The following is a 25,505-nucleotide window of genomic DNA, read 5'->3' as shown; positions in this document are numbered from 1 at the left end:
GCCGGCGGGTCAGGGCAGCCGGGCGAACCAGCGCAGCGACATCGCGCCCGCGCCGAGCAGGAACAGGAATGCCGCGGCGGCGAGGTAGGGCGTGATCTCGCGGGGCTCGGTGCGCCAGCCGATCGAGGACCCGATGTCCTCGTAGACGGCCTCGAGCTCGTCGCCGCTGGTGGCGGTGTAGGTCTGGCCACCGGTCGCGTCGGCGAGCTCGGCCATGGCCTCCTCGTCGGCGGGGACGGGCACCTGGCGGCCACCGAGGTCGATCGTGCCGTCAGGGGTGCCGTAGGCGATGGTCGACACGGGCACCTCGGCGTCGGACGCAGCCTGAGCCGCCTGCTCCGGGTCGCGGCCCTGCGTGTTCGAGCCGTCCGAGAGCAGGACCACGCGGCCTGGAATGCGTTCTGGCGCCTGCTGGTTCGGCTCGCCGGCGCCGTCCTGGCCGTCGGTGGCGCCCCGGTCCGGGCCGGTCGACGGTTGCTGCGTGTCGGCGTCGTCCTGGGCTGCCGCCATCGAGGCGATCTGGTCCAGTGAGGTGAAGACCGCCTCGCCGATCGCCGTGCTGTCGGCCAGCTCGAGCCGCTGCAGGCTGGCGGCGGCCTCGTCGTGGTCGGTCGTCGGCGCGGCCAGCACCTGGGTCGAGCCCGAGAACGCCACGACACCGACGTTGAACGTGTCGGGCAGGTTCTCGATGAACGTGCGGGCGGCGGCACGGGCCGCCTCGAGCCGGTTCGGGTCGACGTCGGTCGCGGCCATCGAGTTGGACACGTCCACGGCGACGATGACGGTGGCCTGCTCGTGCGGGAGCCGCAGGTTCACCTCAGGACGCCCGGCGGCGAAACCGAGGGTGGTCAGTGCGAGGAGGAAGGCCGCGGCTGGTGCGTGCCGCCGCCAGCCGGGCTGGCGGGGCGCCACCTTCTCGAGGAGGGGCAGGGTGGCGAACCGGACGGCATACCGCGTCCGCCTGCGGTGCATGAGGAGGTATGCCGCGGCGAGGCCCAGGACGGGCACGAGCAGCAACAGCCACCAGGGGGAGAGGAAGGTCATCGGGTGCTCCTGGTACGAGCCCGCGGCTGGTGCCGGCGGGCGAGGATGAAGCGGGCGAGGTCACTCACCCAGTCGGTGTCGGTGCGCAGGGCCACATGGCCGGCGCCGGTGGCACGCACGCCCTCGGCGACGGCCGCGCGGTGCTGCGCGGCAGCTGCGGCATACCGGCAACGCAGCGCAGGTGAGGTGTAGACCTCGCGCTGGCGCCCGGTCTCGGGGTCGGTGAGAACGAGGTGCCCGAGGTCTGGGAGCTCGAGCTCACGCGGGTCGGAGATTTCGACGACCACGACGTCGTGGCGGGCGGCGAGGCGTCGCAGCGCCGGCTCCCACCGCAGCGGCCGGTCGGTGTCGCCGTCCGGCTCGACGAAGTCGGAGACCACCACGCGCAGCCCGGAGCGTCGCTGCCGCCGCTCGAGGGCGCCGATCGCGTGCGCGAGGTCGACGTTCTCAGTGGGCCCGCGATGGGGGCTCGTCTGTCGACGCAGTGCGCGCCGGGCCGTGACGCGGCCGGGAAGTGGTGCGTCCCAACGGATTCCGTCATCGGTGAGGTGCGCGATCCCCACCCGGTTGCCCGGGCCGTCCGCCAGCAGACCGATGGCCCCGGTGACCCAGGCGGCGACATCGCGCTTCTCCGCGGTCACCGTGCCGAAGTCCATGCTGGCGGTCTCGTCGACCAGCACCCAGGTGTCCAGCTCGTGCTGCGCCTGGGGCCGCCACACGTGCGGGTCCATGCTGCGGGCGGTGACGTTCCAGTCGATGCGACGCACGTCGTCCTCACCCGGCCGGTAGCGCACCACCTCCTCCGGCTCGGTGCCCGCGCCGAGCCGCAGGCCTGCGTGCTCGCCCTGGAGCAGGCCGTCCAGACGCCTGCGGACCACGAGGTCCAGCGCCTGGAAGGCCCGCTCCGGGTCACGGACGACGCTGCCGTCGGCGAGCCTCACGGTGCGACCTCGCCACCTTGCGCGGGTGCGACGCGGGGCTGGGGGATCGCCGCGACGATGCTGGTCGCCACGCTGCGGGGGTCGACGCCGTCGGCCACCGCGTCGAACGACAGCACCAGCCGGTGGCTGAGGACGTCCGGGGCGATGTCGGCGACGTCACCGGGCAGCACGTAGTCGCGGCCGCGAAGCAGTGCCAGTGCACGACCGGCGGCGACAAGGCCCAGCGTGGCGCGGGGACTGGCGCCGAGGTCGATGACGCCGTCGAGCTGGCCCACGCCGTAGCGGTGCGGCTCGCGGGTCGCCATGACCAGCGCGACGGCATACTGCGCCACCGCGTGGTGGACAAAGACCTCGTCGGCCGCGCGCTGGAGCCGCACGACGTCCTCGACCTGAAGCGTGCGCTCGGCCCGTGGCGGGTCGACGCTCATCCGCTGCAGGATCGTGAGCTCCTCGAGGTCGGTGGGGTAGGGCACGTCGACCTTGAGCAGGAAGCGGTCCCGTTGGGCCTCCGGCAGCTGGTAGACGCCCTCGGACTCGATCGGGTTCTGCGTCGCCAGCACGAGGAACGGCTTGGGCAGCGCGAAGGTCCTGCCGCCCACGCTGACCTGGCGCTCCGCCATCGCCTCGAGCAGCGCCGACTGCACCTTGGCCGGTGCACGGTTGATCTCGTCGGCGAGGACCAGGTTGGAGAAGATCGGCCCCAGCTCGTTGTCGAAGGACTCCGAGCTCGGGCGCCACACCCGCGTGCCGACGATGTCGCCGGGCATGAGGTCGGGCGTGAACTGCAGTCGCGTGAACGAGCCTCCGATGACGTCGGCGAGGGTTCGCACGGCGAGCGTCTTGGCGACGCCGGGCACGCCCTCGAGCAGCAGGTGGCCGCGGGCCAGCAGGCCGACGAGCATCCGCTCGACCATCTGGTCCTGGCCGACGACGACCCGCTTGACCTCGAACAGGGCTCGTTCGAGCGGCACGCCGTGGTTGGTCGCGAGGGCCGGGGTGGCCCCCTCCCCGGCCGCCATGGGGGACGTGGCCGGGGAGGGGGTGTCGTGGGACGCCGGGTGCGTCAGTGGCTCGGTCACAGCGTGCTCGTGTCCGGTGCCTGCGACTCGGTGCCGCCCTGCGCCGAGCCGGAACCCTGGTCCGTGCCGCCCTGACCGCCCTTGTCCGGGCAGTCGGTGCGGTTGCCGGTGCCATCCTGGGAGTTCTGGTCCGGCTGGGTTTGGCTCGGCTGCTGGGTCTCGCCCTGCGTGTCGACGATGGTCGCGTAGCCGCTCTCGGCCCCGTCGGTGTTGGACGAGGCGTATGCCGCGGTGGCGCCACCGGCGGCCAGCAGCAGTGCCGCGGCGCCCACGAGGGCTCCTCGGCGCAGCCGGCGGGCGCCCGTCGGGTTGGGGCCGGGCAGGGCCTGGTCCGATGAGACCTGGGGCTCCGGCGTCGGGTCGGGAGTGGGAGTGGTCATCTGCGCTCCTTGCGTTCCAAGGGGTTTCCGCTGCTGCGGTGCCCGCCGGGTGGCTGGCGAGTCCCAGCCCATCAAGGGGCTGCGAAAACGTCCGAAAGCCGCAGCGAAAGTTCAGCGAAAGCCCATGGGGGACAGCGGGGTTCATCGGGTTACGGTGGACTCGTGCGGGTGCTGATCGTCGAGGACGAGGAGGGCCTGGCCGGTGCGTTGCGCATCGGCCTGGTCCGGGAGGGGTATGCCGTCGACCTCGCCACGACGGCCGGGGAGGCGCACGAGAAGCTCGCCCTCACGGCATACGACATCGTCCTGCTCGACGTGAACCTCCCTGACGGCAACGGTTTCCAGCTCGCCGAGCAGGTGCGCTCCGGTGAGCTCGACGGCCCGTCGGGCACGGACGTTCGGCTGCTGATGCTCACCGCTCGAGGGGGTCTGCCCGACCGCGTGCGCGGGCTCGACGTGGGGGCTGACGACTACGTCGTGAAACCGTTCGCGCTGGCCGAGCTGACCGCCCGGCTTCGGGCGCTGTTGCGTCGCGACGTGCGGGGGACGTCGTCGGTGCTGCGCGTCGGTGACGTCACCCTCGATGCCGCACGCCAGCTCGCGCACCGCGGCAGACGCGAGCTTTCGTTGACGCTCAAGGAGTTTGCGGTCCTGCGTTACCTCATGACGCGGCCCGACCACGTGGTGTCGTCGGAGGAGCTGCTCGAGCACGTGTGGGACGAGAACGCCGACCCCTTCACCCAGACCGTGCGGGTCACGGTGGGCACGCTGCGACGCAAGCTGTCGGTCGACGACGAGCCGCCGATGATCGAGACGGTGATCGGGCGCGGCTACCGGCTGCGGGCCGACCCCGCTGTCGCCGGGACCGCCTGATGGCAGGGGCGCCGGGGTGGCTGGTGCGCTGGACGGCACGGTTGCCGGCGTGGGCCCGGACCGTGCGGTCACGGCTGGCACTGACCTACTCGGCGCTGCTGTTCGCGGTGGCGGCGCTGCTCGTCGGCGGCCTCTACCTGGCGCTGGCGCAGACGATCGAGGCGAAGCCGCTCGACCCCGTGACAGTGAAGAAGTTTGAGAAGGGCCCGAGCGGAATCGTCAACTACCGCAAGGGAGAGGACTTCCAGGCGGCCGACATCACCGACGTGCAGCAGTACGTCAACTACACGACGCTGCAGACGTTGCGCACGTACTCGTTCATCGCCCTCGGGGTGCTGTTCGTCCTCAGTCTCGTCATCGGCTGGTGGGTGGCCGGTCGCGCCCTGCGCCCGGTGGGGCGCATCACCGCCACGGCCCGTGAGATCTCCGGCACGGATCTGTCGCGGCGGATTGCCGCCGTAGGCCCACAGGACGAGCTGCGCACTCTCGCCGACACCATCGATGGCATGCTCGACCGGCTCGAAGCGGCGTTCACGGCCCAACGCGACCTCGTCGACGACGTGTCGCACGAGCTGCGCAACCCGGTCGCCGTCGTGCAGGCGAACCTCGACGCCGTGCTGTCGCGTGACGACGTGACCGCCGATGAGAGGGCGCAGGCTGCCGCCGTGGTGGGACGCGCGACGGCTCGCATGGGCCGGCTCGTGGAGGACCTGCTCGCCACCGCGCGGGTGCGGTCCGGGGCGTTCGTCGAGCGTGAGGTCGACCTGTCGGCGCTGGCGCGCGAGTCGGCCGAGGAGTTCCGGCTGCTCGGCTCGTCGCGCGGGCTGCGGTTGACGCTGCGGCTGGCGCCGGGGCCGAGGGTCATCGCCGATGCGGAGGCGCTCACCCGCGCCCTGGACAACCTGCTGTCGAATGCCGTGCGGCTGGCGCCCGGGGGCAGCGAGGTCACCGTGGCGTCGGGGTCGCAGGCCGGTTGGGCCTGGGTGGCCGTGCGCGACGAGGGACCGGGCATCGACCCGGTCGACCACGAGCGTGTCTTCGACCGGTTTCGCCGCACCGGGCCGTCGGAGGGCAACGGTGACGGGCACGGGCTAGGTCTTGCGATCGCCCGGCAGGTGGTCGAGTCGCACGAGGGCCGCATCGCGTTGTTCAGCGAGCCGCGGGTCGGCAGCACGTTCGTCATCTGGCTGCCCGACCGAGCCATCAATGGTCCCGCCGAGCGCGACCGCCGGCCGCCCGACACCGACCCCCTCGGCCGCCGCTGACCTTCGGGCGCTTCCCGCAAAACGGGGGTTGCGTGCACAAAACGGGTGGTTCTGGTGCCCGTTTCACGTCAGCAACCCCCGGTTTGCGCGTCAGCCCACCGCTGGGGTCGGCGTGCGCTCGGCCAGCCGGGCGAAGGTGTGCAGCTGGTGGCGCATCATCAGCAGGTCACCCCAGGGGAGAAGTGCGTTGGACGCCCGCCCCAGTGGGCTGCGCCGACGTTCGAACGCCAGCATCGCGACCAGCCGTGACGTGCCTACGTCGGCCGGCGTCACGGCATACGTGACCCACCCGGCGCCGAACACGCGTTGCGGCCCACCCGGTTTCATCGACAACGTCAGCTGCTCACTCGCCACGAAGTCCTCGAGCCGGAAGATGGTCATGAAGTCCTGCCCGAGGCGGAGGTCGGTGAGCGCCGGCGTCAGCGTGCGCGGGCTCCGGCGGCCCCAGTTGTCGACCCAGTCGTAGGAGTAGGGCGCGACCCGGAGCTGGCACAGCCACGGCCACACGCGCTCCGGCGGGGCCTCCACGTCAACGCCCCGCGCCATCCGCAGCCCGCCGGGTTTGGCGGCGTCGTCACAGCGGTAGCGACGCCCCCACTCGGCCTCGGTAACACCCCACGCCATCGGCACCCCCGGCAAACCGGCCATGGATCTAGCCTTGCACGACCCGAGCCCTGGACCCGCCGGGTGAGCACGTACAGGGTCTCCGCATTGCGAACCTGGGTTGCGCATCTACGAAACCCAGGTTCGCATTCGTGACCACCTCTCCATCGAGGTCGTGCTCGATGGTGAGCCGAGGTGCGGGTGAGGTGATCGACGCCCCCGGCCACATCGGTCCTGCAGTTTCACCCGGGGGCGGCGCCCGGCTTACCCTTGGAGCACCATGACCAGCACCACCGGCCAATCCGTGTTCCCCCAGCTCGAGCCGCTCCTCGAGCAGGTCAGCAAACCCATCCAGTACGTCGGCGGCGAGCTCAACTCGACCGTCAAGGACTGGAACGTCGGCGGCCACGGCCCCGGCGGCGAGGAGCTCACGACGCGCTGGGCGCTGATGTACCCCGACGCCTACGAGGTCGGCGTCCCCAACCAGGGCGTCATGATCCTTTACGAAGTGCTCAACGAGCGTGCCGACGCCCTCGCCGAGCGCACGTATGCCGTGTGGCCCGACCTCGAGGCGCTCATGCGCGAGCACGCGGTGCCGCAGTTCACCGTCGACGCGCACCGGAGCGTTCGCGACTTCGATGTGTTCGGGCTGTCGTTCTCGACCGAGCTCGGCTACACGAACATGCTCACGGCGCTCGACCTGGCGGGGATTCCCTTGCACGCCAAGGATCGCAGCGACGACGACCCCATCGTTGTCGCGGGCGGCCACGCGGCGTTCAACCCCGAACCGATCGCCGACTTCCTCGACGCCGCGATCGTGGGCGACGGTGAGGAGGCGGTCCTGGCCGTCACCGACATCGTGGGGGAGTGGAAGAGCGAGGGTATGCCGGGTGGTCGCCGTGAGCTGCTGCTGCGCCTCGCGCGCACCGGCGGCGTCTACGTGCCCTCCCTCTACGACGTGTCGTACCTGCCCGACGGACGGATCAAGCGCGTCGCGCCGCGCGCCGACGCGACCGGTGTGCCGTGGCGGGTCGCCAAGCACACGGTGATGGACCTCGACGAGTGGCCCTACCCGAAGCAGCCGCTCGTGCCGCTGGCCGAGTCGGTGCACGAGCGCATGTCCGTGGAGATCTTCCGTGGGTGCACCCGCGGCTGCCGGTTCTGCCAGGCGGGGATGATCACCCGCCCGGTCCGGGAGCGGTCGATCACCGGCATTGGTGAGATGGTCGAAAAAGGTTTGGCCGCAACGGGATTCGAGGAGGTCGGCCTGCTCTCGCTGTCGAGTGCCGACCACTCGGAGATCGCCGACATCACCAAGGGCCTCGCCGACCGTTACGACGGCACGCAGACCGGTCTGTCGCTGCCGTCGACCCGTGTCGACGCGTTCAACATCGACCTCGCCAACGAGCTGACCCGCAACGGCCGCCGATCCGGCCTGACCTTCGCACCCGAGGGCGGCAGCGAGCGAATTCGCAAGGTCATCAACAAGATGGTGTCCGAGCAGGACCTGATCGACACCGTCACCGCGGCCTACTCCGCCGGCTGGCGCCAGGTGAAGCTCTACTTCATGTGCGGCCTGCCCACCGAGACCGACGACGACGTGCTCCAGATCGCCGAGCTCGCCAAGAAGGTCATCGAGACCGGCCGCCAGGTGAGCGGTCGTCGGGACATCCGCTGCACCGTGTCGATCGGTGGCTTCGTGCCCAAGCCGCACACGCCGTTCCAGTGGTGCGGGCAGCTCGGGGCCGACGAGACCGACGCCCGGCTCGAGAAGCTGCGTGAGGCGATCCGGTCGGACCGCCGGTATGGCTCGTCCATCGGATTCCGTTACCACGACGGCAAACCCGGCATCGTCGAAGGCCTGCTGTCGCGTGGCGACCGCCGCGTCGGCCGGGTCATCGAGCAGGTGTGGCGCGACGGTGGCCGGTTCGACGGGTGGAGCGAGCACTTCTCGTTCGAGCGCTGGATGAGCGCCGCCGAGACCGCGTTGGCCGACGAGCCGGTCGACGTCGCCTGGTACACCACGCGCGAGCGCGGCGAGACCGAAGTGCTGCCCTGGGACCACATCGACTCGGGCCTCGACAAGGAGTGGCTCTGGGCGGACTGGCAGGACGCCCTCGACGAGATCGAGGTCGACGACTGCCGGTGGACCCCGTGCTTCGACTGTGGGGTGTGTCCGCAGATGGGCACGGAGATCGAGATCGGCCCGACCGGCAAGACGCTGCTGCCCCTCACGGTGCTGGGCTCCGGCCGCGAGCGGATGCTCGAGACCACCGGCCACCAGCACTGAGCGCGTCGGCGTGAACGCCCGGCCGAGCGGAACGGCCGCGGCGATGCGACCGTTGGTGGGTAAGGACGGCTACCGCAGCCGGTCCCCGCTGACCAGGGAGGGTCACCATGGGTTTCCTCGACCGACTTCTCGGACGCTCGCCCAAGCCGATGAACACCACCCCCTCAGGTGGGTATGCCGCGGGGGCGGCCCCCGCGGCATACGGCGCCTCACAGGGGCAACCGGTGAGCGAGGACCAGGCGGTCGCGCGCTACCGCTACCTGCTGCGGACCGCACGGCCGGAGCAGCTCGAGCAGATCCACGCCGAGGCGTTCGCGCGGCTGACGCCGCAGCAGCGTCAGCAGTTGCTCCAGGAGCTGTCGAGCTCGGCACCGGCGGGGGAGCAACCGACCTCCGACAACCCCCAGGACCTCGCGCGCGCGGCCACGCGCGCCGAGATGCGCCAGCCGGGCTACCTGCAGAACACGTTCAGCCGCGGCTCGTTCGCCGGCGGGATGGGTGGCACGGTCATGGGGTCGATGATGGGCACCATCGCCGGGTTCGTCATTGGCTCGGCCATCGCGAACATGCTGTTCGACGGGTACGCCGACTCACCCGAGGCCCAGGAGTCGGGTGACCCCGGCCCGTCCGACGATGGCTCGTCCGGCGATGGCTCGTCCGGCGACGGCTCGGGAGCGGACGGCGGTGATGCCGGTGGCGACACCGGCGACAGCGGAACCGACTACGCCGGTGACGGCGGCGGCGACTGGGGCGGCGGCAGCGACTTCGGCGGCGGTGACTTCGGTGGTGGGGGCGACTTCGGTGGGGGCTTCGACGGCGGCTTCTAGTGGTTCCCATGGAACTCACAGGAAAGTCATGACATCCGTCATCGGAGCCACCCGGGGGAGCGGTGTGCAATTGCTTCAGCGGTCGAACTCCTCCTGACCGCACCCGGCACTGGACTCCCTTCATCCCCTGCCGGATCCGGACGCTCGTGCGGAGAGCAACCGGACCCGCGCCGCCCGCGCCAGGCTCACGCCAGGACGCGGGCGGCGCCGTCTTTCCCGGCCCCATGGGGCAGTGGCCGCGCGCGGGGGCAGGGGTGTGCCGCCCGCTCACCTAGGCTGACCGCCATGGGTGAGGGGACGGCATACCTCTGTCGGGAGGTGGGCGAGGGCGACCTGGGCGACCTCGCGCGGATGCGCACCGACTGGACCGTCGCCCAGGGCGGCGAACCGGCGGATGGGTTCGAGGACGAGTTCCGCGCCTGGTGGGAGCGCGAGTCTGGCCACCGACGGACCTGGGTCGCGCTCGACGCGGGCGGGACCGCGGTGGGCATGGTCAACCTCATGGTGTTCGAGCGCATGCCGCGACCCGGACGGGACGCCGGGCGCTGGGCCTACGTCGCCAACGTGTGGGTCGACGAGGCCCACCGCCGCCGTGGCGTGGGCAGGTTGCTCATGACCGCCGTGGTCGACTGGTCCCGCGCCGAGCGGATGGTGCGAATCGTCCTCAGCCCCAGCGAGATGTCGCTGCCGCTCTACACCTCGCTGGGGTTCCGCCCAGCGGACAACCTCCTGCGCCTGGACCTCTGAAGCACTCCGCCCGCGGGGCGCCTCAGCTCCTGCCAGAGTCAATGGGCATGTCAGAGTCCATCGGCATGCCGGTGTCCATGGACATGCCGGAACTGCGCATCGGTGCGCTGGCGAACCACGGCCGGTGCAGGTCGTAGTAGTGCACGTCCTGCATCTGCTCCATCTCGCGCATCCAGCGGTCGCGGTCCTCGCTCGGCATGTCCCTGCGCTCGCCCTCGCGGGCCTCGGCCTCGCTGCGGAAGGACACCGTCTCGGTGAACCAGCCGTCGGGCTCCATGGCAATGGTGCCGCCGATGATCTCGGGGCGTTGCTCGTGCATGACGTCCATCGGACCTGACATCAGCGACCGGAACCGCTCCGGGTCGGCGACGCGGCCCTGGATCACCTGCACGAAGCCCGCGTCGTCGGACCCGCCGTCGAGGAACATCATCGCGTCGTCGCAGTCGTGGAAGGTCGCGGGCCCGTCGAAGCACTGCTCCATCCGGCTCCACCACTCGCCCTGCTCGGGCTTGGCGGAGTTGCGGGCGGCCGCCTCGCGGCTCTCGAACCGCACCACGCCCATGAACTCGTCGTCGTCGGTGATGCCGTAGGTACCGCCCAGCCAACCCTGCGCGGTCGCCCCCATCTGGTCGCGCCACTCGTCGGAGAGGCGACGCATCTCGTCGGCGTCACGGCACTTGCCCTGGATGATCTGGATGAACACTGCTCAGCCCTCCACGCTCGGAAAGGCCACATCCGCTGAAGTGGTCAACTCTCCACCGTACGCCGGTGCCCGCCCCCGGTCACCGGCCCAGATCGGTCCGTGCGCCGAGCGGTATGCCGTCCGACGGGGTCGCGCGACCGTCACCGGTGCGCGTCCGACCTTCGTCGCCGGTCAATAGGTTGACAGTCTGACTAGATTGGCACATGATCTAGCCATGGCGACGGAGGAGGTGTGGCCCAGCGACTGGCTGCGCGGCGTCCTCGCCGTCACCGTCCTCGCCGTCCTGCAGCGGGGCGCCGCCCACGGGTACGCCATCGCCGCGGCCCTGTCGGAAGCCGGTCTCGGCACCGTCAAGGGGGGCACGCTCTACCCGCTGCTGGGGCGGCTGGAGACGGCCGGCCACCTCGAGGCGCAGTGGCTGCCCGGCGACGGCGGCCCCGGGCGCAAGGTCTACGTTCTCACCGACTCGGGCCGCCGTCACCTGGCCGACCAGCGCGACCGCTGGGCGGACTTCACCACGCTCACCACAGCCCTGATCGAGGGCGAGACCACGGGGGTACGACGATGACCAACGCACCACGCCACGTGACCGGCCTGCTGGACATGGCGCCGCACGCCGACTCACGCTGGGTCGAGGACTTCGTCGTCGAGCAGCGGCTGCTCGGCGTCCCGGGCGCGCAGATCGGCGACGCCCTCGCGACAGTGGAGGAGCACCTGGTCGCCACCGGCGAGGACGTCACGGAGGCGTTCGGCCCGGCCAAGGCCTACGCCCGCGAGCTGGCCGACAGCGCACCCGCGCGACCCCGCGGCATACCCAGGCGGGTGATGGTCTCCTCGGCCGCGGGCCTCCTTGGGCTGGTCCTGCTGCCCCGCGCGGTGGCGGCCCTGTTGGAGGGCGGCTCGGTCGAGGTGCGGGTGGGCGACCTCGTGGCCCTCGGGCTGCTCGCCGCACTGATGTGGGGGCTGTTCGCGTTCGGCACCCAGGTGCTGCGCGCCCTGGTCGGGTCGCGGCGTCGCGTGCTCCTCGCGGCCCTTGCTCCGGCGCTGCTGGTCGCGGTCATGGTCGGTGTCTTCGCGCTGCTGCGTGCGCCGCTGGTCAGTGTCCCGGCCTGGCTCGTGGGTGGGCTGGGGCTGCTGGCCACGGGCGTGGCCACGTGGCTGAGCGCGGGGGACCCGATCGACCTGGTCGAGTCCCCGGACGGCCGGACCCTGGGGACGCGGCGCACGGCCCGCTGGACCAACCTCGCGCTCTTCCCTGTCCTGACCGTGCTCATGTGCGTCCTCACCTGGGTCACCTGGGCCTCGAGCTGACCGACCCGGCGCCGGCCGTACGCTTGGCGCCCATGGCACGACAGCGCGTCCCCGAAGGCCCACCACCGGTTCCGGCGGTGCAGAAGCTGCGGGTCCGCTACGCCAAGCGCGGACGTCTGCGGTTCTCCTCGACCCGCGACTTCCAGCGGGCGCTCGAGCGGGCGCTGCGCCGCGCGGGGGTGCCGATGGCCTTCTCGGCGGGCTTCCACCCGCACCCGAAGATCAGCTACGCCAACGCCGCGCCGACCGGCACCGCGAGCGAGGCGGAGTACTTCGAGATCTCGGTGACCGAGCGGGTCGACCCCGAGTCGGTGCGCGCGGCCCTCGACGAGGCGCTCCCGGATGGCCTCGACGTGCTCGAGGTCGTGGAGGCGGCGCCCGGGGCGCTTGCCGACCGGCTCCAGGCGAGCGACTGGGTCATGGAGTTCGCCGGTATGCCGCCTGCTCACCTCCAGGAGGCCGTCACCACCCTGCTGGGCCGGGACCGCGCCGAGGTGACCCGGATGTTCAAGACCGGTCCCAAGACCTTCGACGTGCGCTCGGCCGTCGTGTCCGCGCGGGTCGAGCCTGCGGCGGAACCCGACTGTGCGATACTGCGGGTGGTCGTACGGCACACCACACCGGCTGTACGCCCCGACGACGTACTGACCGCGCTGCGAGCAGTGGCGGAGCTGGCACCACCGACACCACCCCTGGTGACTCGACTGGCGCAGGGCCCGCTCCAGACCGCAACCGCGAGGGTGGCTGACCCACTGGCTGCCGACCTGCACGACGACGGCGCCTGAGGCGGTGCCGCGCACCCGCGCGAGCTGCACCAGGCGTAGCCAACCGACTTCCGTGTCGAGGGCAACCGCCACCGACACGACCCAGCAAGACCGCGCACCACGTGGCCGATGGAAGTCCACCAGGACTTCGGTGTGGCCCTCGACTCGTGGGTGACGGAAGGACGCCGGATGGCATCCAACGAAGACCTGTTCACCGCCCCCGAAGGCAACGAACCCACCGCTCCCGCTGGCCAGACGCCGGCTGACGCCTCGGCAGGCACCCCTGCCGGGGCGTCCGCGCAGGACGGCACCGACGCTGCGGCCCCGGCGAAGAAGACCGCCAAGCGGGCAGCGAAGAAGACCACGGCCAAGCGCGCCACCAGGAAGGCCGCCGCGGCCCCCACCGCCGACGAGGGCGCTGCACCGGAAGCCGCGCCCACCGAGCAGAGCGCCGACACCGCGACGGACGACGCGCCAGCCAAGGCGGCGAAGAAGACCGCGAAGAAGGCCACCAAGGCGGCCAAGAAGACCACCGCCACGCGGAGCCGGAAGAAGGCCGCCGCCTCGGAGACCGACGCCGCCGCCGGCGAGTCCGCCTCGGCGGAGTCGACCGAGCCGAGCGCCGGGCCCAGCACCGCGGACAGCCCCGCGCCGGAGGCCCAGGCCGCTGCGGCAGCAGCCCCCGGTTTCGGCCTCGTCTTCCAGGCCCCCGACCCCGAGGCGGCGGCGCCGGCCCGGCGCCGCACCCGCAAGAAGGCCGAGCCGGCCCCCGATGCCGACCCGGCGAGCGGCGACGAGACGCCCACGGGCGGTGCCAGGTCCAAGGGCAGGGCGAAGGCCACCACTGACGCCACCGACACCACGGGAGCCGAGCAGGGCGAGGGTGGTGACGCCGACCAGCAGTCCGCCGAGGAGCAGGGCGAGGGCGGCCGTCGCCGGCGCCGCCGTGGCGGCAAGGGCCGTGGCCGGGGTCGCGGTCAGGACACCGACGGCGCCGAGCAGGATGCCAAGGCCTCGGGCGAGTCCGGTGACGACGCCGACGACTCGGGTCAGGACGCCGAGGGCAGCCAGGACCAGGGCGCCGAGGACGAGGGCGGCAGCTCGAGCAGCCGTCGCCGTCGTCGCCGCCGCCGCAGCGGCTCGGCCACCGATGGCGACGACCCGCCCGGCACCGTGACCAAGGTGCGGGAGTCGCGCCGCGACGAGCCTCAGAGCGTCAAGGGCTCGACCCGGCTCGAGGCCAAGAAGCAGCGCCGCCGCGAGGGCCGCGAGGCCGGGCGTCGCCGCACCGTCATCACCGAGGCCGAGTTCCTCGCCCGCCGTGAGGCCGTCGAGCGCGTCATGGTGGTCCGCGAGCGCGACGGCAAGACCCAGATCGGCGTCCTCGAGGACGACGTGCTCGTCGAGCACTACGTCTCCCGCGAGACGAACGCCTCGATGGCGGGCAACGTCTACCTCGGCCGCGTCCAGAACGTGCTGCCCTCCATGGAGGCGGCGTTCGTCGACATCGGCAAGGGCCGCAACGCCGTGCTCTACGCCGGTGAGGTCAACTGGGACGCCGCCGGTCTGGAGGCGAACCAGCCCAAGCGCATCGAGAACGCGCTCAAGTCCGGCGACACCGTCCTGGTGCAGGTCACCAAGGACCCGATCGGCCACAAGGGCGCCCGGCTCACCAGCCAGATCAGCCTGCCCGGCCGTTACCTGGTCTACGTGCCCGAGGGCTCGATGACCGGCATCAGCCGCAAGCTCCCGGACACCGAGCGCTGGCGGCTCAAGGGCATCCTCAAGGAGGTCGTGCCCGACTCCGCCGGCGTCATCGTCCGCACCGCGGCCGAGGGTGCCAGCGAGGAGGAGCTGCGCGCCGACGTGGAGCGGCTCACCAAGACCTGGGAGAAGATCCAGTCCAAGGCCGAGTCCAAGAGCAAGGCCAAGGGTGGAGCCCCGGCCCTCGTGCACGGCGAGCCCGACCTGACCGTCCGGGTCATCCGGGACGTGTTCAACGAGGACTTCAGCAAGCTCGTCGTCGCCGGTGACAAGGCATGGACCGAGGTCAGTGACTACCTCGGCGACGTCGCTCCGGACCTGGCCGAGCGGCTGGAGAAGTGGACCGGCACCGAGGACCTCTTCACCCGCTACCGGGTCGACGAGCAGATCGCCAAGGCCATGGACCGCAAGGTCTGGCTGCCGTCGGGTGGCTCGCTGGTCATCGACCGCACCGAGGCCATGACGGTCATCGACGTCAACACCGGCAAGTTCGTCGGCTCCGGCGGCAACCTCGAGGAGACCGTCACCAAGAACAACATCGAGGCGGCCGAGGAGATCGTCCGCCAGCTCCGGCTGCGCGACATCGGCGGCATCATCGTCATCGACTTCATCGACATGGTGCTGGAGTCCAACCGCGACCTCGTCGTCCGGCGCCTGCTCGAGTGCCTCGGTCGCGACCGCACCAAGCACCAGGTCGCCGAGGTCACCTCGCTCGGGCTCGTGCAGATGACCCGCAAGCGGGTCGGGTCGGGCCTCATCGAGGTCTTCTCCGAGACCTGCGACAAGTGCGGTGGCCGCGGCATCATCGTCCACGACCACCCGGTCGAGAAGTCCGGCAACGGCGGCAACGACAACAGCGGTGGCTCCGGCAACGGTGGCAGCTCCAGTGGCAGCTCGCGCAGCGGTGGCCGCGGCCGTCGCGGCAAGGGCGGCTCGAGCCAGCCGGCCGAGCAGCCGCAACCGGTCCACCACGGCGGGCCCACGCCCGCGCAGATCGCAGCTGCCGCCCACGCCGCGGCGCTGAAGTCGTCCGAGCACCACGACGCCGACGAGGCGCCGCTCGAGCCGGCTGGCCAGGACGACCCGGTCGTCGAGGTCCACGAGGCCAGCGACCAGGAGGTCCCCACCCGCGCCCTCGGCGAGGTCCGGCCGACCCCCGCGGAGCAGGAGACGCCGCTGGTCGCCCCGAACGACGAGACCGCGCTCGCGGGCAGCGCCCAGGACGAGCCCGTGCTGGAGACCCAGCCGGCGCCTGCCGTCCCGGTCGTGAGCGAGCCGGTCGTGGCCGAGCCGCCTGCCCCGCGCCGCCGCAAGCGTGGCCGGGTCGTGGCCCCCGCCGGGCCGCCGCGTGCCGCGGCCGGCGACAGCCCGAGCGACACCCACACCGACACCGCTGTCGACCACCACACCGAGGCGACGTCCGAGCAGGACTGAGCCACGCGGCATACCCGCTCGTGAGGGGTCCCGGCCAGGCACGGATCGCCGGTTTGGTCGGGGCCCACCACGGCCGGTAGCATTGCCCCTTGGTGCGCCCACCGTCCGGCGTCCGTCGCGCGAGCCCGCTCGCAGACGGGTAGCTGCCGGCCGGTCCAGACAGAGAGCGCGTGCCGATCTGAATCAGAAAGAGAGTTACCCGTGTACGCGATCGTTCGCGCAGGTGGCCGTCAGGAGAAGGTCGCCGTCGGTGATGTCCTCATCGTCGACAAGGTGTCCGCCAAGGAGGGCGACAGCATCACGCTGACCCCGCTCCTGGTCGTCGACGGCTCGACCGTGACCAGCGATGCCGACAAGCTCGCCAAGGTCAGTGTCAAGGCCGAGGTGGTCAAGCCCGCGAAGGGCCCGAAGATCACCATCATGAAGTACAAGAACAAGACCGGCTACCGCAAGCGCCAGGGTCACCGCCAGCACCTGACCCAGGTCAAGATCACCGCGATCGACGCCTGAGCGTCCCCCGAACTTTCCGAAAGACAGGTACACGAGATGGCACACAAGAAGGGTGCGTCCTCGACCCGCAACGGTCGTGACTCCAACGCACAGCGACTCGGCGTGAAGCGCTTCGGCGGCCAGTTCGTCAAGGCCGGCGAGATCCTCGTCCGCCAGCGCGGCACGCACTTCCACCCCGGCGACGGCGTCGGCCGTGGCGGTGACGACACGCTGTTCGCGCTCGTCGAGGGCAACGTCGAGTTCGGCACCAAGCGCCGGCGCAACGTCGTCAACATCGTCCCGGCGCAGACCGCGGACGCCAGCTGACCTTGTGAGGTATGCCGGGTGGTCACCACCTGGCACACCGCACCGAAGGGGGCGGGCCGACACCGGCCCGCCCCCTTCGCGTCCGCCCCACCCGCCCCAGCTTTTCCGCGTCATGCGGGAAAGCGAGCTTCACTCGGGACACTGAACCGAGCGAACCTCACCTTTCCCGAGTGAAGTAGCGGCCGGCGCACCCGTCGTCCGCCCCATCGAAAGAGGCACATCATGACCACCTTCGTCGACCGGGTGGTGCTGCACGTCACCGCCGGCAGCGGGGGCCACGGCGTCGCCTCGGTCAAGCGCGAGAAGTTCAAGCCGCTCGGTGGTCCCGACGGCGGCAACGGCGGGCGCGGCGGTGACGTGATCCTGCGGGTCGACCCCAGCGCCACCACACTGCTGGACTACCACCGCCACCCGCACCGCACCGCCAAGAACGGCGCCCCTGGCGCGGGCGACGAGCGCAACGGCGCCGACGGCGCCGACCTGGTGCTGGCCGTGCCCGAGGGCACGGTCGTCACCGACGCCTCCGGTGAGGTGCTGGCCGACCTCGTCGGGCCGGGCGCCGAGTACGTCGCTGCCCGCGGTGGCCGGGGCGGACTCGGCAACAAGGCCCTCGCCTCGCCGCGCCGCAAGGCACCAGGCTTCGCCCTCCTCGGCGAGCCCGGGGAGTCGGTCGACATCGTGCTCGAGCTCAAGTCGCTCGCCGACGTCGCGCTCATCGGCTTCCCCTCGGCGGGCAAGTCCTCGCTGGTGTCCGTGCTGTCGGCGGCCAAGCCGAAGATCGCCGACTACCCGTTCACCACCCTCGTGCCCAACCTCGGTGTCGTGCAGGCCGGAGACGTGCGGTTCACCGTCGCCGACGTGCCCGGCCTTATCCCCGGCGCGAGCCAGGGCAAGGGCCTCGGGCTGGAGTTCCTGCGCCACGTCGAGCGCTGCTCGGTGCTCGTCCACGTCATCGACTGCGCCACCCTGGAGCCGGGCCGCGACCCCATGACCGACCTCGAGGTGATCGAGGCGGAGCTGGCCGAGTACGTGCCCGACGCCAACCTCGGCGGCCGCCCGCTGTCCGAGCGTACCCGCATGGTCGTGCTCAACAAGGCCGACGTGCCCGAGGCGCGCGAGCTGGCCGAGCTGGTCAAGCCGGACCTCGAGGCGCGCGGTCTGGAGGTGTTCATCGTGTCGGCGGTGGCCCACACCGGGCTGCGCGAGCTGACCTTCGCCATGGCCCGCCACGTCGAGCAGGCGCGCGAGGAGCTCGCGGCCGAGGTGGCCGTCCCGCAGCGAGTCGTGGTGCGCCCCAAGGGAGTTGACGACAGCGGCTTCCGCGTCGTGCGCGAGGACACTCCCGAGGGCGAGGTCTTCCGCGTCGAGGGCGAACGCCCCACGCGCTGGGTGCGCCAGACCGACTTCAGCAACGACGAGGCCGTGGGCTACCTCGCCGACCGCCTCAACCGCCTCGGTGTCGAGGAGGCGCTCTTCGCCGCCGGTGCGGTCGCCGGTGCGACCGTCGTCATCGGCCCCAAGGACAACTCCGTCGTCTTCGACTGGGAGCCCACCCTCGCCACCGGCGCCGAGCTGCTCGGCGCCCGCGGCACCGACCTGCGCCTCGAGGAGGCGTCGCGCCCCACCCGTGGGGAGAAGCGTGAGGAGTATGCCGCGCGGCGGGCCGCCAAGTCGGCCGCCCGCGACGAGCTCGCGGCCGAGCGCAAGGCGGGTCACTGGGCCACGGCTCGCGACGAGGACGACGACGAGTGACGGCGCGGGCATGAGCGCTGCGACCGACCACCGGCGGGCGGTCGCGCAGGCGAGCCGCCTCGTCGTCAAGGTCGGTTCGTCGTCGCTGACCTCGCCGGGCGGCGGGTCCCTGGACGAGGGCCGTCTTGTCGCACTCGTCGACGAGCTCGCCAAGCGGCGGCTCGCCGGCCAGCAGGTGGTCCTGGTGTCCTCCGGTGCCATCGCCGCAGGGATCGCCCCGCTCGGACTGACCCGTCGCCCCTGGGACCTCGCGACCCAACAGGCGGCGGCCAGCGTCGGGCAGGGAGCCCTCGTCGCGGCATACCAACGCGCGTTTGGCGCCCACGGGCTCACGGTGGGCCAAGTCCTGCTGACCGCTGACGACGTGACCCGGCGGTCGCACTACACCAACGCGCGACGCACCCTCGACCGGTTGCTCGAGCTCGACATCGTGCCGATCGTCAACGAGAACGACACGGTGGCGACGCAGGAGATCCGGTTCGGCGACAACGACCGGCTGGCCGCGCTCGTGGCACACCTCGTGCACGCCGACGGGCTGCTGTTGCTCACCGACGTCGACGCTCTCTACGACGGCCCGCCCTCCAAGCCCGGCACCTCGCGCGTGCCGCTCGTGGTCGGCGGTGCCGGCCTCGACGCGGTCACCATCGGCGGCACGGGCTCGCAGGTCGGTTCCGGTGGCATGGTCACCAAGGTGGAGGCGGCCACGATCGCCAACGCCGCCGGCATACCAACCGTCCTCACCAGTGCCGACCGGGTGGGTGCCGCGCTCGAAGGCGCTGACGTGGGAACGGTTTTCGTGCCGGGGAAGTCGCGCGCCGGGTCCAAGCGGCTGTCGCGCAAGCTGTGGCTCGCGCACGCGACCACCCCGCGCGGTCGGCTGGTCCTCGACGACGGCGCCGTGCGTGCGGTGACGGAGCGGCGCAAGTCGCTGCTGCCCGCGGGGGTCGTGGCGGTCGAGGGGACGTTCGTCGACGGCGACCCGGTGGACCTGTGCGCAGCCGACGGGCGGGTCGTGGCGCGTGGGCTCGTCAACTACACCTCCGCCGAGCTGCCCGGCATGCTCGGCCACTCCACCCACGAGCTGGCTCGCGACCTGGGCCCGGAGTACGAGCGCGAGCTCGTCCACCGCGACGACCTCGTCCTGCTCTGACGTCCGCGCCTGCGGCGCCGCAGGTATGCCGCGTGGGTCAGGACGTGGGTTGGATGAGCATGTCGCCGGTGGAGCCGTCGACGACGGCCCGGGGGCCGAGTGGCTGTTGCAGCCGCAGGACCACCGCACGGGGTCCCGTCACCCGGGGGCAGCCGAGCTGCGCCGCGTGCGGTGCCCGGCGCACCGGGGTCACCCGCACGTAGACGCGGTCCGCGGTCTCACTCGCCGTGGCCGTGTAGTCGACGCGGCACGGGCCGGGCAGCAGCGGAGCGCCGGCGAAGTCGACACGCAGCTCGGTGCCGCGGGACTGGTATGTGTCGAGCGGCTGCCCCGCACGGTCGCTCGCGGCCGGGGCCACGGTCGGGGACGTGGTGGAGCACCCGGCCAGCGCCACCGCGACGACGAGGGCGGCGACGACGGACAGGGCACCACGCGGCATACGCCCATGATCGCGCACCCAGCCGTCGCCCGCCGTGCCGTCGCGTCACCGCCAGAGCTCGCCCACGGAGCCTGCGGCCAGCTCGCGGCCCTGGTCGTAGCCTCCCCGGGCCGCCCGCCCGCGCGTGGCGGGGTCGAGCGCGTTCGCGTCGAAGACGTCACCGGCCCTGGCGTCGGGGAAGACGGTCGCGACGCGGCTGCCGCCGGCCTCGAGCTCAGCGACCTGGGTCGCGAGGTCCATGCCCCAGTCGTCGGGCATGCGCGAGCGGCCACCGAACGGCGAGAGGACGAGCACCCGGTCGCTGCCGGCGGCCAGGTCGGCGTTCTCGCTGCGACGGTAGCCGCCGTTCAGGTAGCGACGCCCGCCGATGCGGTAAGGCGTCATGGCCGAGGTGCTGGCAGCGACGGCGTCGACCAGCTCGACGCCGCTGTCGCGGTCGAAGACGACCGGTTCACCGGTGTGCGCGTCGACGGCCGTGATGAGGATGCGTTGCTCCGGCCAGTCGTGGCTGGGCAGTCGCGCGGCCACCACCTCGCGCCAGCGCACGGCGTCGGCGCCGCCTGAGGTGTCGCGCTCGAGCGCGGCGGCACCCATGCGGCGGCGCATGTCGGCGGGGTCGGTCGCGGTGGCGATGACGGCGTTCGACCAGTCGAGGTAGGCCGGTCCGGACGGCTGGGGTGACCGCGGCCGGGTCGTCGCGGTGGGGCCCTCGGGCGCCGGCCGTCGCGGCTCGGTGAGCACGGCGGCATACAGCTCGCTCGGGGTGAGGTGGCTGGTGACCGCCGCGGCGACCGTCGACCCCGCCGAGGTGCCGATGATGACGTCGGCAGAGGTGACGTCGAGGCCGGCCTCGAACAGGCCGGCGATCAGGCCGATCTGCCACGCGTTGCCAGCGGCGCCACCGCCAGCGAGGACCAGAGCGCGAGAGTGGTTGTGGGACAAGGGATCTGAGTTCATGGGAGGGCCTCTCGGAGAATGTCGCGGCGCTCCCGTGGCGACTATCTCCGACGCCGGATCGTGGACTGCGGGGGAGCACCCTGTGCGGACGCTGCGGACATGGGGCTCACCTCCCGACGGTCGATCACGATCGCAGGGACGCTAGCACGGGGCGCGAGGCACATGCCTGTGGAGGTATGCCGCGTGCTTCAGACCTTCGGGGGCTCGTAGGCCCGCCCTTCGTAGCCGCGGCTGCACGGGCCACGCGCGGTCCAGCGGGTGACGTCAGCGCAGGCGGGTGACCTCGAACTGCATCCGCGGGTGGGCGATGGCCTCCTGCGACTGCACCAGCTGGAGCTCACGCTCACCGGAGTCGAGGGTGGTCTGCAGCAGGTCGAACACGCTCGACGCGGTGCGGCCCAACGCGACCCCCGGGTCGCCGGTCTCGAGCAGGTGTGCCGTGAACAGCGCGGCCGTCACATCGCCAGAACCGTTGGCCTTCATGGGAAGGCGCGGTGTCTGCACGATCCATGCGCCGTCTCCGGTGACCGCCATCATCTCGATCGTGTCCGTCGGGGCGTCGGGTCGCTCGACGCTCGTCACGAGCACCGTCGACGGGCCCATCGCCCGGGCCAGCTCGACCGACTCGAGCGTCTCCTCCAGGGTGCGCGGCTCGGTGCCGGTGAGGAAGCCGAGCTCGAACTGGTTCGGCGTGATGAGGTCCGCGGCCGGCACGACCTTCTCGCGCAGCAGCACTGGGATAGCCGGGTGGACGAAGCACCCCGACTTCGCGTTCCCCATCACCGGGTCGCAGGCGTAGATGGCAGCGGGGTTGGCCTCCTTGACCCGCGCCACCGTGTCGAGGATGACGTCGCCGATCTCCTCGCCGCCCTGGTACCCCGACAGCACCGCGTCGATCTTCGGGAACGCGCCCCGCTCCTCGACGCCCTGGATCACGGCACGCACGTCGTCGGCCGGCAGCAACGGGCCACGCCACTCGCCGTACCCCGTGTGGTTGGAGAACACCACCGTGTAGACCGGCCACACCTCGACACCCAAGCGCTGCAACGGAAAGACGGCCGCCGAGTTGCCGACGTGGCCGTACGCGACGGAGGACTGGATCGACAGGATGTTCACCGGTTCATTCAACCAGCCGACCCGCCCGCTGGACGGGCGTGGGGGAGCCGGGGACGGCGGCATACCCTTGGGGAATGGCTGAGATCGACACCGCCGCCCGCGAGCAGGTGGCGACCGCCGCACGTGCCTCGCGCGTGGCCGCCCGGCGCCTCGCGCTGTTGTCGCGCGCCGACAAGGACACCGCGCTGCACGCCATGGCCGAGGCCCTCGAGGCTGCCGCTCCGACGATCGTCGCCGCCAACGAGGAGGACCTCGCCCGCGGACGGGACGGGGGTATGCCGGGTGGCCTGCTCGACCGGCTCGCCCTCGACGAGCGGCGGGTCGCCGCCGTCGCGGCGGCGCTGCGCGACATCGCGGGCCTGCCCGACCCGGTCGGTGAGGTGGTACGTGGCTCCACGCTCGCCAACGGCTTGCAGATCCGGCAGGTGCGGGTGCCGATGGGTGTCGTCGGGATGGTCTACGAGGCCCGCCCCAACGTCACCGTCGATGCGGCCGGGCTTGGGCTCAAATCGGGCAACGCCGTGATCCTGCGTGGCGGGTCGGCGGCCGAGTCGACCAACCGCGCCCTCGTCGACGTGATGCGGGGAGCCCTTGAGGGGCAAGGGATTCCGGCCGACGCGGTCCAGCTGCTCGAGGGCGGGCGGGACGCGGTGCGTGCGCTCCTGACGGCTCGCGGACTGGTCGACCTCATCATCCCGCGTGGGGGAGCGGGCCTGATCCAGACCGTCGTCACCGAGTCGACGGTGCCTGTCATCGAGACCGGTGTCGGCAACGTCCACGTCTACGTCGACGCCGCGGCGGACCTCGACAAGGCGCTGGCGATCGCGGTCAACGCCAAGACCCACCGGCCGAGCGTGTGCAACGCTGCCGAGTCGCTGCTCGTCCACGAGGCTGTGGCGCAGGACTTCCTGCCCAAGGTGCTCGCCGAGCTCTCCGGCGCGGGCGTGGTCCTGCACACCGATGCGGCCTCGGGCGAGGCTGCCGAGGTTGCCGGCATCGCCCACACCGAGGCGACGGACGAGGACTGGGACACCGAGTACCTCGCGCTCGAGATGGCGGTGCGGGTCGTGCCCGATCTCGACACCGCGCTCGACCACATCCGCGAGCACGGCACCGGTCACACCGAGGCGATCGTCACCGAGGACCGTGCGGCGGCCCGCCGGTTCACCGCCGAGGTCGACGCCGCCGCGGTGATGGTCAACGCCTCGACCCGGTTCACCGACGGCGGCGAGTTCGGGTTCGGCGCCGAGATCGGCATCTCCACCCAGAAGCTGCACGCTCGCGGCCCGATGGCCCTGCCCGAGCTGACCACGACCAAGTGGATCGTCGAGGGTGACGGCCAGGTCCGCGCCTGAGGCAACCACGCCGATAGAGGCGACCAGGCGGCACAGGCGACCACGCGGCATACCAGCGCGGTTGAGGCCGGCCGACTTCACACGCGAACTGTGAGCTTCACACGGTCCAGCAACCCGAGCGAAGCCAGCTTTCCCGCTCCACGCGTAAAAGCTGGGGCGCGCGGGGCGAGGGCGGCGTGGGACGCGTCGGGTGGCAGGATGAGCGCCCGTGGAGGGCACTGAGGTCCGCAAGCTGGCGGCGCTGGAGGATGCGCACTGGTGGTATGCCGAGAGGCGTCACCTCCTGGGCGGCATGATCGAGGGCCTCACGCCCGGCAAGGCCCTCGACATCGGGGCGGCCGGCGGCGGCAACACCCGCGTGCTGCGCAGGGCCGGCTGGCAGGTGAGCGCCCTCGAGTACGGCGCGGACGGTGCCCAGGTCGCGGCGGAGCGTGGGCTCGACGTGGTCCGCGGCGACGCGACGGCACTGCCCGTCGCCGACGACTCGCTCGACCTCGTGGTGGCGTTCGACGTCCTCGAGCACATCGTCGACGACGACGCCGCCGTGGCGGAGGTGCTGCGGGCGCTGCGCCCCGACGGCACCTTCCTCATCGCCGTCCCGGCCGACCCGCGGCTGTGGTCCGAGCACGACGTGGCGGTCGACCACGTGCGCCGCTACACCCGCCCGACCCTCACCAGTGTCCTGGAGCGCAACGGTCTCGCCGTCACCTCGATGACGTCGTGGAACGTCCTGCTGCGCCCGGTCGTGGCCCTGCGTCGGCGCACCTCCAGCGGTTCGGATCTCGAGGAGATCCACCCGATCGTCAACGCTGGCCTGAAGGCGATCGTGACGGTGGAGCGCTACCTGCCGGTGAAGGCTATGCCCGGCGTGACTCTGTTCGCGCAGGCTCGTCCGCGCCGCTGACGGCACCCGGCCCGGTGCCGGTCAGGGAGTCGTAGGCGATGAAGTAGGTCGGCCGCGCCTGCAGGTGCGTGTACATGCGCCCGACGTACTCGCCGAGGATCCCAACACACAGCAGCTGCACCGCGCCCACGCCGGCGACCGCCACCACGGTCGAGGTCCAGCCAGGCAGGGTGTGCCCGAGCGCCATCGCGACGAGGGCGTAGAGCAGCAGCCCGAACGCCGCCACACCGCCGAGCAGCCCGAGCCACGTGGCGAACCGCAGCGGCGCCGTCGAGAACCCGGTGACGCTGTCGAGCGACAGCCGGATCATCTTGGCGAGTGGGTACTTGGACGTCCCCGCGGCCCGCTCGTCGCGCCGGTACGTCACGGAGGCCGACGGGAATCCCAGTGCGGGCACGACGAACCGCAGCACCCGGTGCTGCTCCGGCAGGGCGTTGATGGCGTCGACCGTCGCGCGCGACATGAGCCGGTAGTCGCCGGCGTCGACCTGGGCGTGCGTGCCCGACAGGGTGCGGATGACGCGGTAGAACGCCCGCGCGCTCAGCCGTTTGAACGCCGTGTCCGTCGAGCGGTCACCGCGGACGCCGTAGACGACGTCCACCCCCTGCTCGCGGGCGGCGGTGAGCATCGGCGCGATCACCTCGGGCGGGTCCTGCAGGTCGGCGTCGAGGGTGACGACGTAGTCGCCGCGCGCGGTAGCCAGCCCTGCCGAGATGGCCGCCTGGTGGCCGGCGTTGGCGCGCAGCCGCACGACCCGCAGCTGCGGCCAGTCACGGCGCAGTCGTTGCAGGACGACGGGGGACAGGTCGGTGGAGCCGTCGTCGACGGTGATGACCTCGTATGCCGCGTCGAGCCCCTCGGCGACCGGGCGCAGCCGGTCGGCCAGGAGGGGCAGGACGTCCTCCTCGTTGTAGACGGGGATGACGATGCTGAGCTCGACGGGCATCTCGGCGGGCATGGGGTCCAGCGTACGGCGCGGGGCTTGCGCGGC

The 25,505-nt window shown here is 71.9% G+C and carries 25 protein-coding genes; 15 read left to right on the top strand and 10 right to left on the bottom strand.

Annotation, left to right across the window (positions count from 1 at the left end):
- Nucleotides 1-9: 9 nt before the first annotated feature.
- Genes HJG52_RS05530 through HJG52_RS05515 form a run of 4 tightly spaced genes read right to left on the bottom strand, consistent with a single transcriptional unit; the run spans nucleotide 10 to nucleotide 3,444 of the window.
- Complete coding sequence (locus HJG52_RS05530) at nucleotides 10-1,044, bottom strand: VWA domain-containing protein (RefSeq protein WP_171242484.1); 1,035 nt, start codon at nucleotides 1,042-1,044, stop codon at nucleotides 10-12.
- Entirely contained in the window at nucleotides 1,041-1,985 is a 945-nt protein-coding gene (locus HJG52_RS05525; RefSeq protein WP_171242483.1) for a DUF58 domain-containing protein, read from the bottom strand. Before HJG52_RS05525 ends, HJG52_RS05530 begins: the two co-directional genes overlap by 4 nt.
- A complete protein-coding gene (locus HJG52_RS05520) occupies nucleotides 1,982-3,064 on the bottom strand; it encodes an AAA family ATPase (protein ID WP_346767579.1) in 1,083 nt (360 codons plus the stop codon). Before HJG52_RS05520 ends, HJG52_RS05525 begins: the two co-directional genes overlap by 4 nt.
- Nucleotides 3,061-3,444: a hypothetical protein gene (locus HJG52_RS05515; protein WP_171242482.1), complete on the bottom strand. Its 384-nt coding sequence runs from the start codon at nucleotides 3,442-3,444 to the stop codon at nucleotides 3,061-3,063. Before HJG52_RS05515 ends, HJG52_RS05520 begins: the two co-directional genes overlap by 4 nt.
- A 162-nt stretch (nucleotides 3,445-3,606) precedes the next feature.
- Here HJG52_RS05515 and HJG52_RS05510 point away from each other — a divergent pair, with 162 nt between their 5' ends.
- Both HJG52_RS05510 and HJG52_RS05505 read left to right on the top strand, forming a co-directional pair.
- Nucleotides 3,607-4,317 (top strand): winged helix-turn-helix domain-containing protein, encoded by a 711-nt coding sequence (locus HJG52_RS05510; RefSeq protein WP_171242481.1) that lies wholly within the window; start codon nucleotides 3,607-3,609, stop codon nucleotides 4,315-4,317.
- Nucleotides 4,317-5,582 carry a sensor histidine kinase gene (locus HJG52_RS05505; protein ID WP_171242480.1) on the top strand — a complete coding sequence of 422 codons (1,266 nt, stop codon included), beginning with the start codon at nucleotides 4,317-4,319 and terminating at the stop codon, nucleotides 5,580-5,582. The genes HJG52_RS05510 and HJG52_RS05505 overlap by 1 nt, the downstream gene beginning before the upstream one ends.
- A gap of 90 nt (nucleotides 5,583-5,672) precedes the next feature.
- On the opposite strand, the gene HJG52_RS05500 is transcribed toward HJG52_RS05505, so the two are convergent.
- Entirely contained in the window at nucleotides 5,673-6,230 is a 558-nt protein-coding gene (locus HJG52_RS05500; RefSeq protein WP_240977177.1) for an SRPBCC family protein, read from the bottom strand.
- Nucleotides 6,231-6,465: 235 nt separating this feature from the next.
- On the opposite strand from HJG52_RS05500, the gene HJG52_RS05495 reads away from it, so the two are divergent.
- The 3 genes from HJG52_RS05495 (at nucleotide 6,466) to HJG52_RS05485 (ending at nucleotide 10,049) form a co-directional block, all read left to right on the top strand.
- A complete protein-coding gene (locus tag HJG52_RS05495) occupies nucleotides 6,466-8,475 on the top strand; it encodes a TIGR03960 family B12-binding radical SAM protein (protein WP_171242479.1) in 2,010 nt (669 codons plus the stop codon).
- A 107-nt stretch (nucleotides 8,476-8,582) separates the two neighbouring features.
- Nucleotides 8,583-9,302 carry a hypothetical protein gene (locus HJG52_RS05490; protein WP_171242478.1) on the top strand — a complete coding sequence of 240 codons (720 nt, stop codon included), beginning with the start codon at nucleotides 8,583-8,585 and terminating at the stop codon, nucleotides 9,300-9,302.
- Between the two features lie 285 nt (nucleotides 9,303-9,587).
- Nucleotides 9,588-10,049, top strand: a complete 462-nt coding sequence (locus HJG52_RS05485; RefSeq protein ID WP_171242477.1) for a GNAT family N-acetyltransferase — start codon at nucleotides 9,588-9,590, stop codon at nucleotides 10,047-10,049.
- 22 nt (nucleotides 10,050-10,071) lie between these two features.
- On the opposite strand, the gene HJG52_RS05480 is transcribed toward HJG52_RS05485, so the two are convergent.
- Nucleotides 10,072-10,752, bottom strand: a complete 681-nt coding sequence (locus tag HJG52_RS05480; protein ID WP_206069926.1) for a hypothetical protein — start codon at nucleotides 10,750-10,752, stop codon at nucleotides 10,072-10,074.
- A 214-nt stretch (nucleotides 10,753-10,966) separates the two neighbouring features.
- On the opposite strand from HJG52_RS05480, the gene HJG52_RS05475 reads away from it, so the two are divergent.
- From HJG52_RS05475 to proB, 8 genes are all read left to right on the top strand, one after another.
- A complete protein-coding gene (locus HJG52_RS05475) occupies nucleotides 10,967-11,320 on the top strand; it encodes a PadR family transcriptional regulator (protein ID WP_171242476.1) in 354 nt (117 codons plus the stop codon).
- Complete coding sequence (locus HJG52_RS05470) at nucleotides 11,317-12,063, top strand: hypothetical protein (protein ID WP_171242475.1); 747 nt, start codon at nucleotides 11,317-11,319, stop codon at nucleotides 12,061-12,063. Before HJG52_RS05475 ends, HJG52_RS05470 begins: the two co-directional genes overlap by 4 nt.
- 32 nt (nucleotides 12,064-12,095) lie before the next feature.
- Nucleotides 12,096-12,848 carry a TIGR03936 family radical SAM-associated protein gene (locus HJG52_RS05465; protein WP_171242474.1) on the top strand — a complete coding sequence of 251 codons (753 nt, stop codon included), beginning with the start codon at nucleotides 12,096-12,098 and terminating at the stop codon, nucleotides 12,846-12,848.
- Nucleotides 12,849-13,016: 168 nt separating this feature from the next.
- Nucleotides 13,017-16,025, top strand: a complete 3,009-nt coding sequence (locus HJG52_RS05460) for an Rne/Rng family ribonuclease (protein ID WP_171242473.1) — start codon at nucleotides 13,017-13,019, stop codon at nucleotides 16,023-16,025.
- A gap of 201 nt (nucleotides 16,026-16,226) precedes the next feature.
- A complete protein-coding gene (gene rplU / locus HJG52_RS05455; protein WP_171242472.1) occupies nucleotides 16,227-16,535 on the top strand; it encodes a 50S ribosomal protein L21 in 309 nt (102 codons plus the stop codon).
- A 36-nt stretch (nucleotides 16,536-16,571) separates the two neighbouring features.
- On the top strand, nucleotides 16,572-16,841 hold the full coding sequence (gene rpmA, locus HJG52_RS05450) for a 50S ribosomal protein L27 (RefSeq protein ID WP_171242471.1): 270 nt from the start codon (nucleotides 16,572-16,574) through the stop codon (nucleotides 16,839-16,841).
- Between the two features lie 222 nt (nucleotides 16,842-17,063).
- Nucleotides 17,064-18,593, top strand: coding sequence for a GTPase ObgE (obgE, locus tag HJG52_RS05445; protein ID WP_171242470.1), 1,530 nt, complete (start codon nucleotides 17,064-17,066; stop codon nucleotides 18,591-18,593).
- Nucleotides 18,594-18,603: 10 nt separating this feature from the next.
- A complete protein-coding gene (gene proB, locus HJG52_RS05440; protein WP_171242469.1) occupies nucleotides 18,604-19,743 on the top strand; it encodes a glutamate 5-kinase in 1,140 nt (379 codons plus the stop codon).
- A 37-nt stretch (nucleotides 19,744-19,780) separates the two neighbouring features.
- On the opposite strand, the gene HJG52_RS05435 is transcribed toward proB, so the two are convergent.
- From HJG52_RS05435 to pdxY, 3 genes are all read right to left on the bottom strand, one after another.
- A complete protein-coding gene (locus HJG52_RS05435; protein WP_171242468.1) occupies nucleotides 19,781-20,182 on the bottom strand; it encodes a hypothetical protein in 402 nt (133 codons plus the stop codon).
- A 45-nt stretch (nucleotides 20,183-20,227) separates the two neighbouring features.
- Nucleotides 20,228-21,139, bottom strand: coding sequence for a patatin-like phospholipase family protein (locus tag HJG52_RS05430; RefSeq protein WP_171242467.1), 912 nt, complete (start codon nucleotides 21,137-21,139; stop codon nucleotides 20,228-20,230).
- Nucleotides 21,140-21,403: 264 nt separating this feature from the next.
- Nucleotides 21,404-22,255: a pyridoxal kinase PdxY gene (gene pdxY / locus HJG52_RS05425; RefSeq protein WP_171242466.1), complete on the bottom strand. Its 852-nt coding sequence runs from the start codon at nucleotides 22,253-22,255 to the stop codon at nucleotides 21,404-21,406.
- A gap of 74 nt (nucleotides 22,256-22,329) precedes the next feature.
- On the opposite strand from pdxY, the gene HJG52_RS05420 reads away from it, so the two are divergent.
- Both HJG52_RS05420 and HJG52_RS05415 read left to right on the top strand, forming a co-directional pair.
- Nucleotides 22,330-23,610 (top strand): glutamate-5-semialdehyde dehydrogenase, encoded by a 1,281-nt coding sequence (locus HJG52_RS05420; protein WP_171242465.1) that lies wholly within the window; start codon nucleotides 22,330-22,332, stop codon nucleotides 23,608-23,610.
- Between the two features lie 208 nt (nucleotides 23,611-23,818).
- Nucleotides 23,819-24,514 carry a methyltransferase domain-containing protein gene (locus HJG52_RS05415; RefSeq protein ID WP_171242464.1) on the top strand — a complete coding sequence of 232 codons (696 nt, stop codon included), beginning with the start codon at nucleotides 23,819-23,821 and terminating at the stop codon, nucleotides 24,512-24,514.
- Here HJG52_RS05415 and HJG52_RS05410 read toward each other — a convergent pair.
- Nucleotides 24,468-25,472 (bottom strand): glycosyltransferase family 2 protein, encoded by a 1,005-nt coding sequence (locus HJG52_RS05410; RefSeq protein ID WP_240977176.1) that lies wholly within the window; start codon nucleotides 25,470-25,472, stop codon nucleotides 24,468-24,470. The two genes, HJG52_RS05415 and HJG52_RS05410, sit on opposite strands and share 47 nt — an antisense overlap.
- Nucleotides 25,473-25,505 lie beyond the last annotated feature (33 nt).

It is taken from the genome of Knoellia koreensis, from assembly GCF_013041615.1.
In the GTDB taxonomy this organism is placed as follows: domain Bacteria; phylum Actinomycetota; class Actinomycetes; order Actinomycetales; family Dermatophilaceae; genus Pedococcus; species Pedococcus koreensis.
The sequence above is the reverse complement of the archived record's forward strand: the minus strand, read 5'-3'. Positions and strand labels throughout refer to the sequence as shown.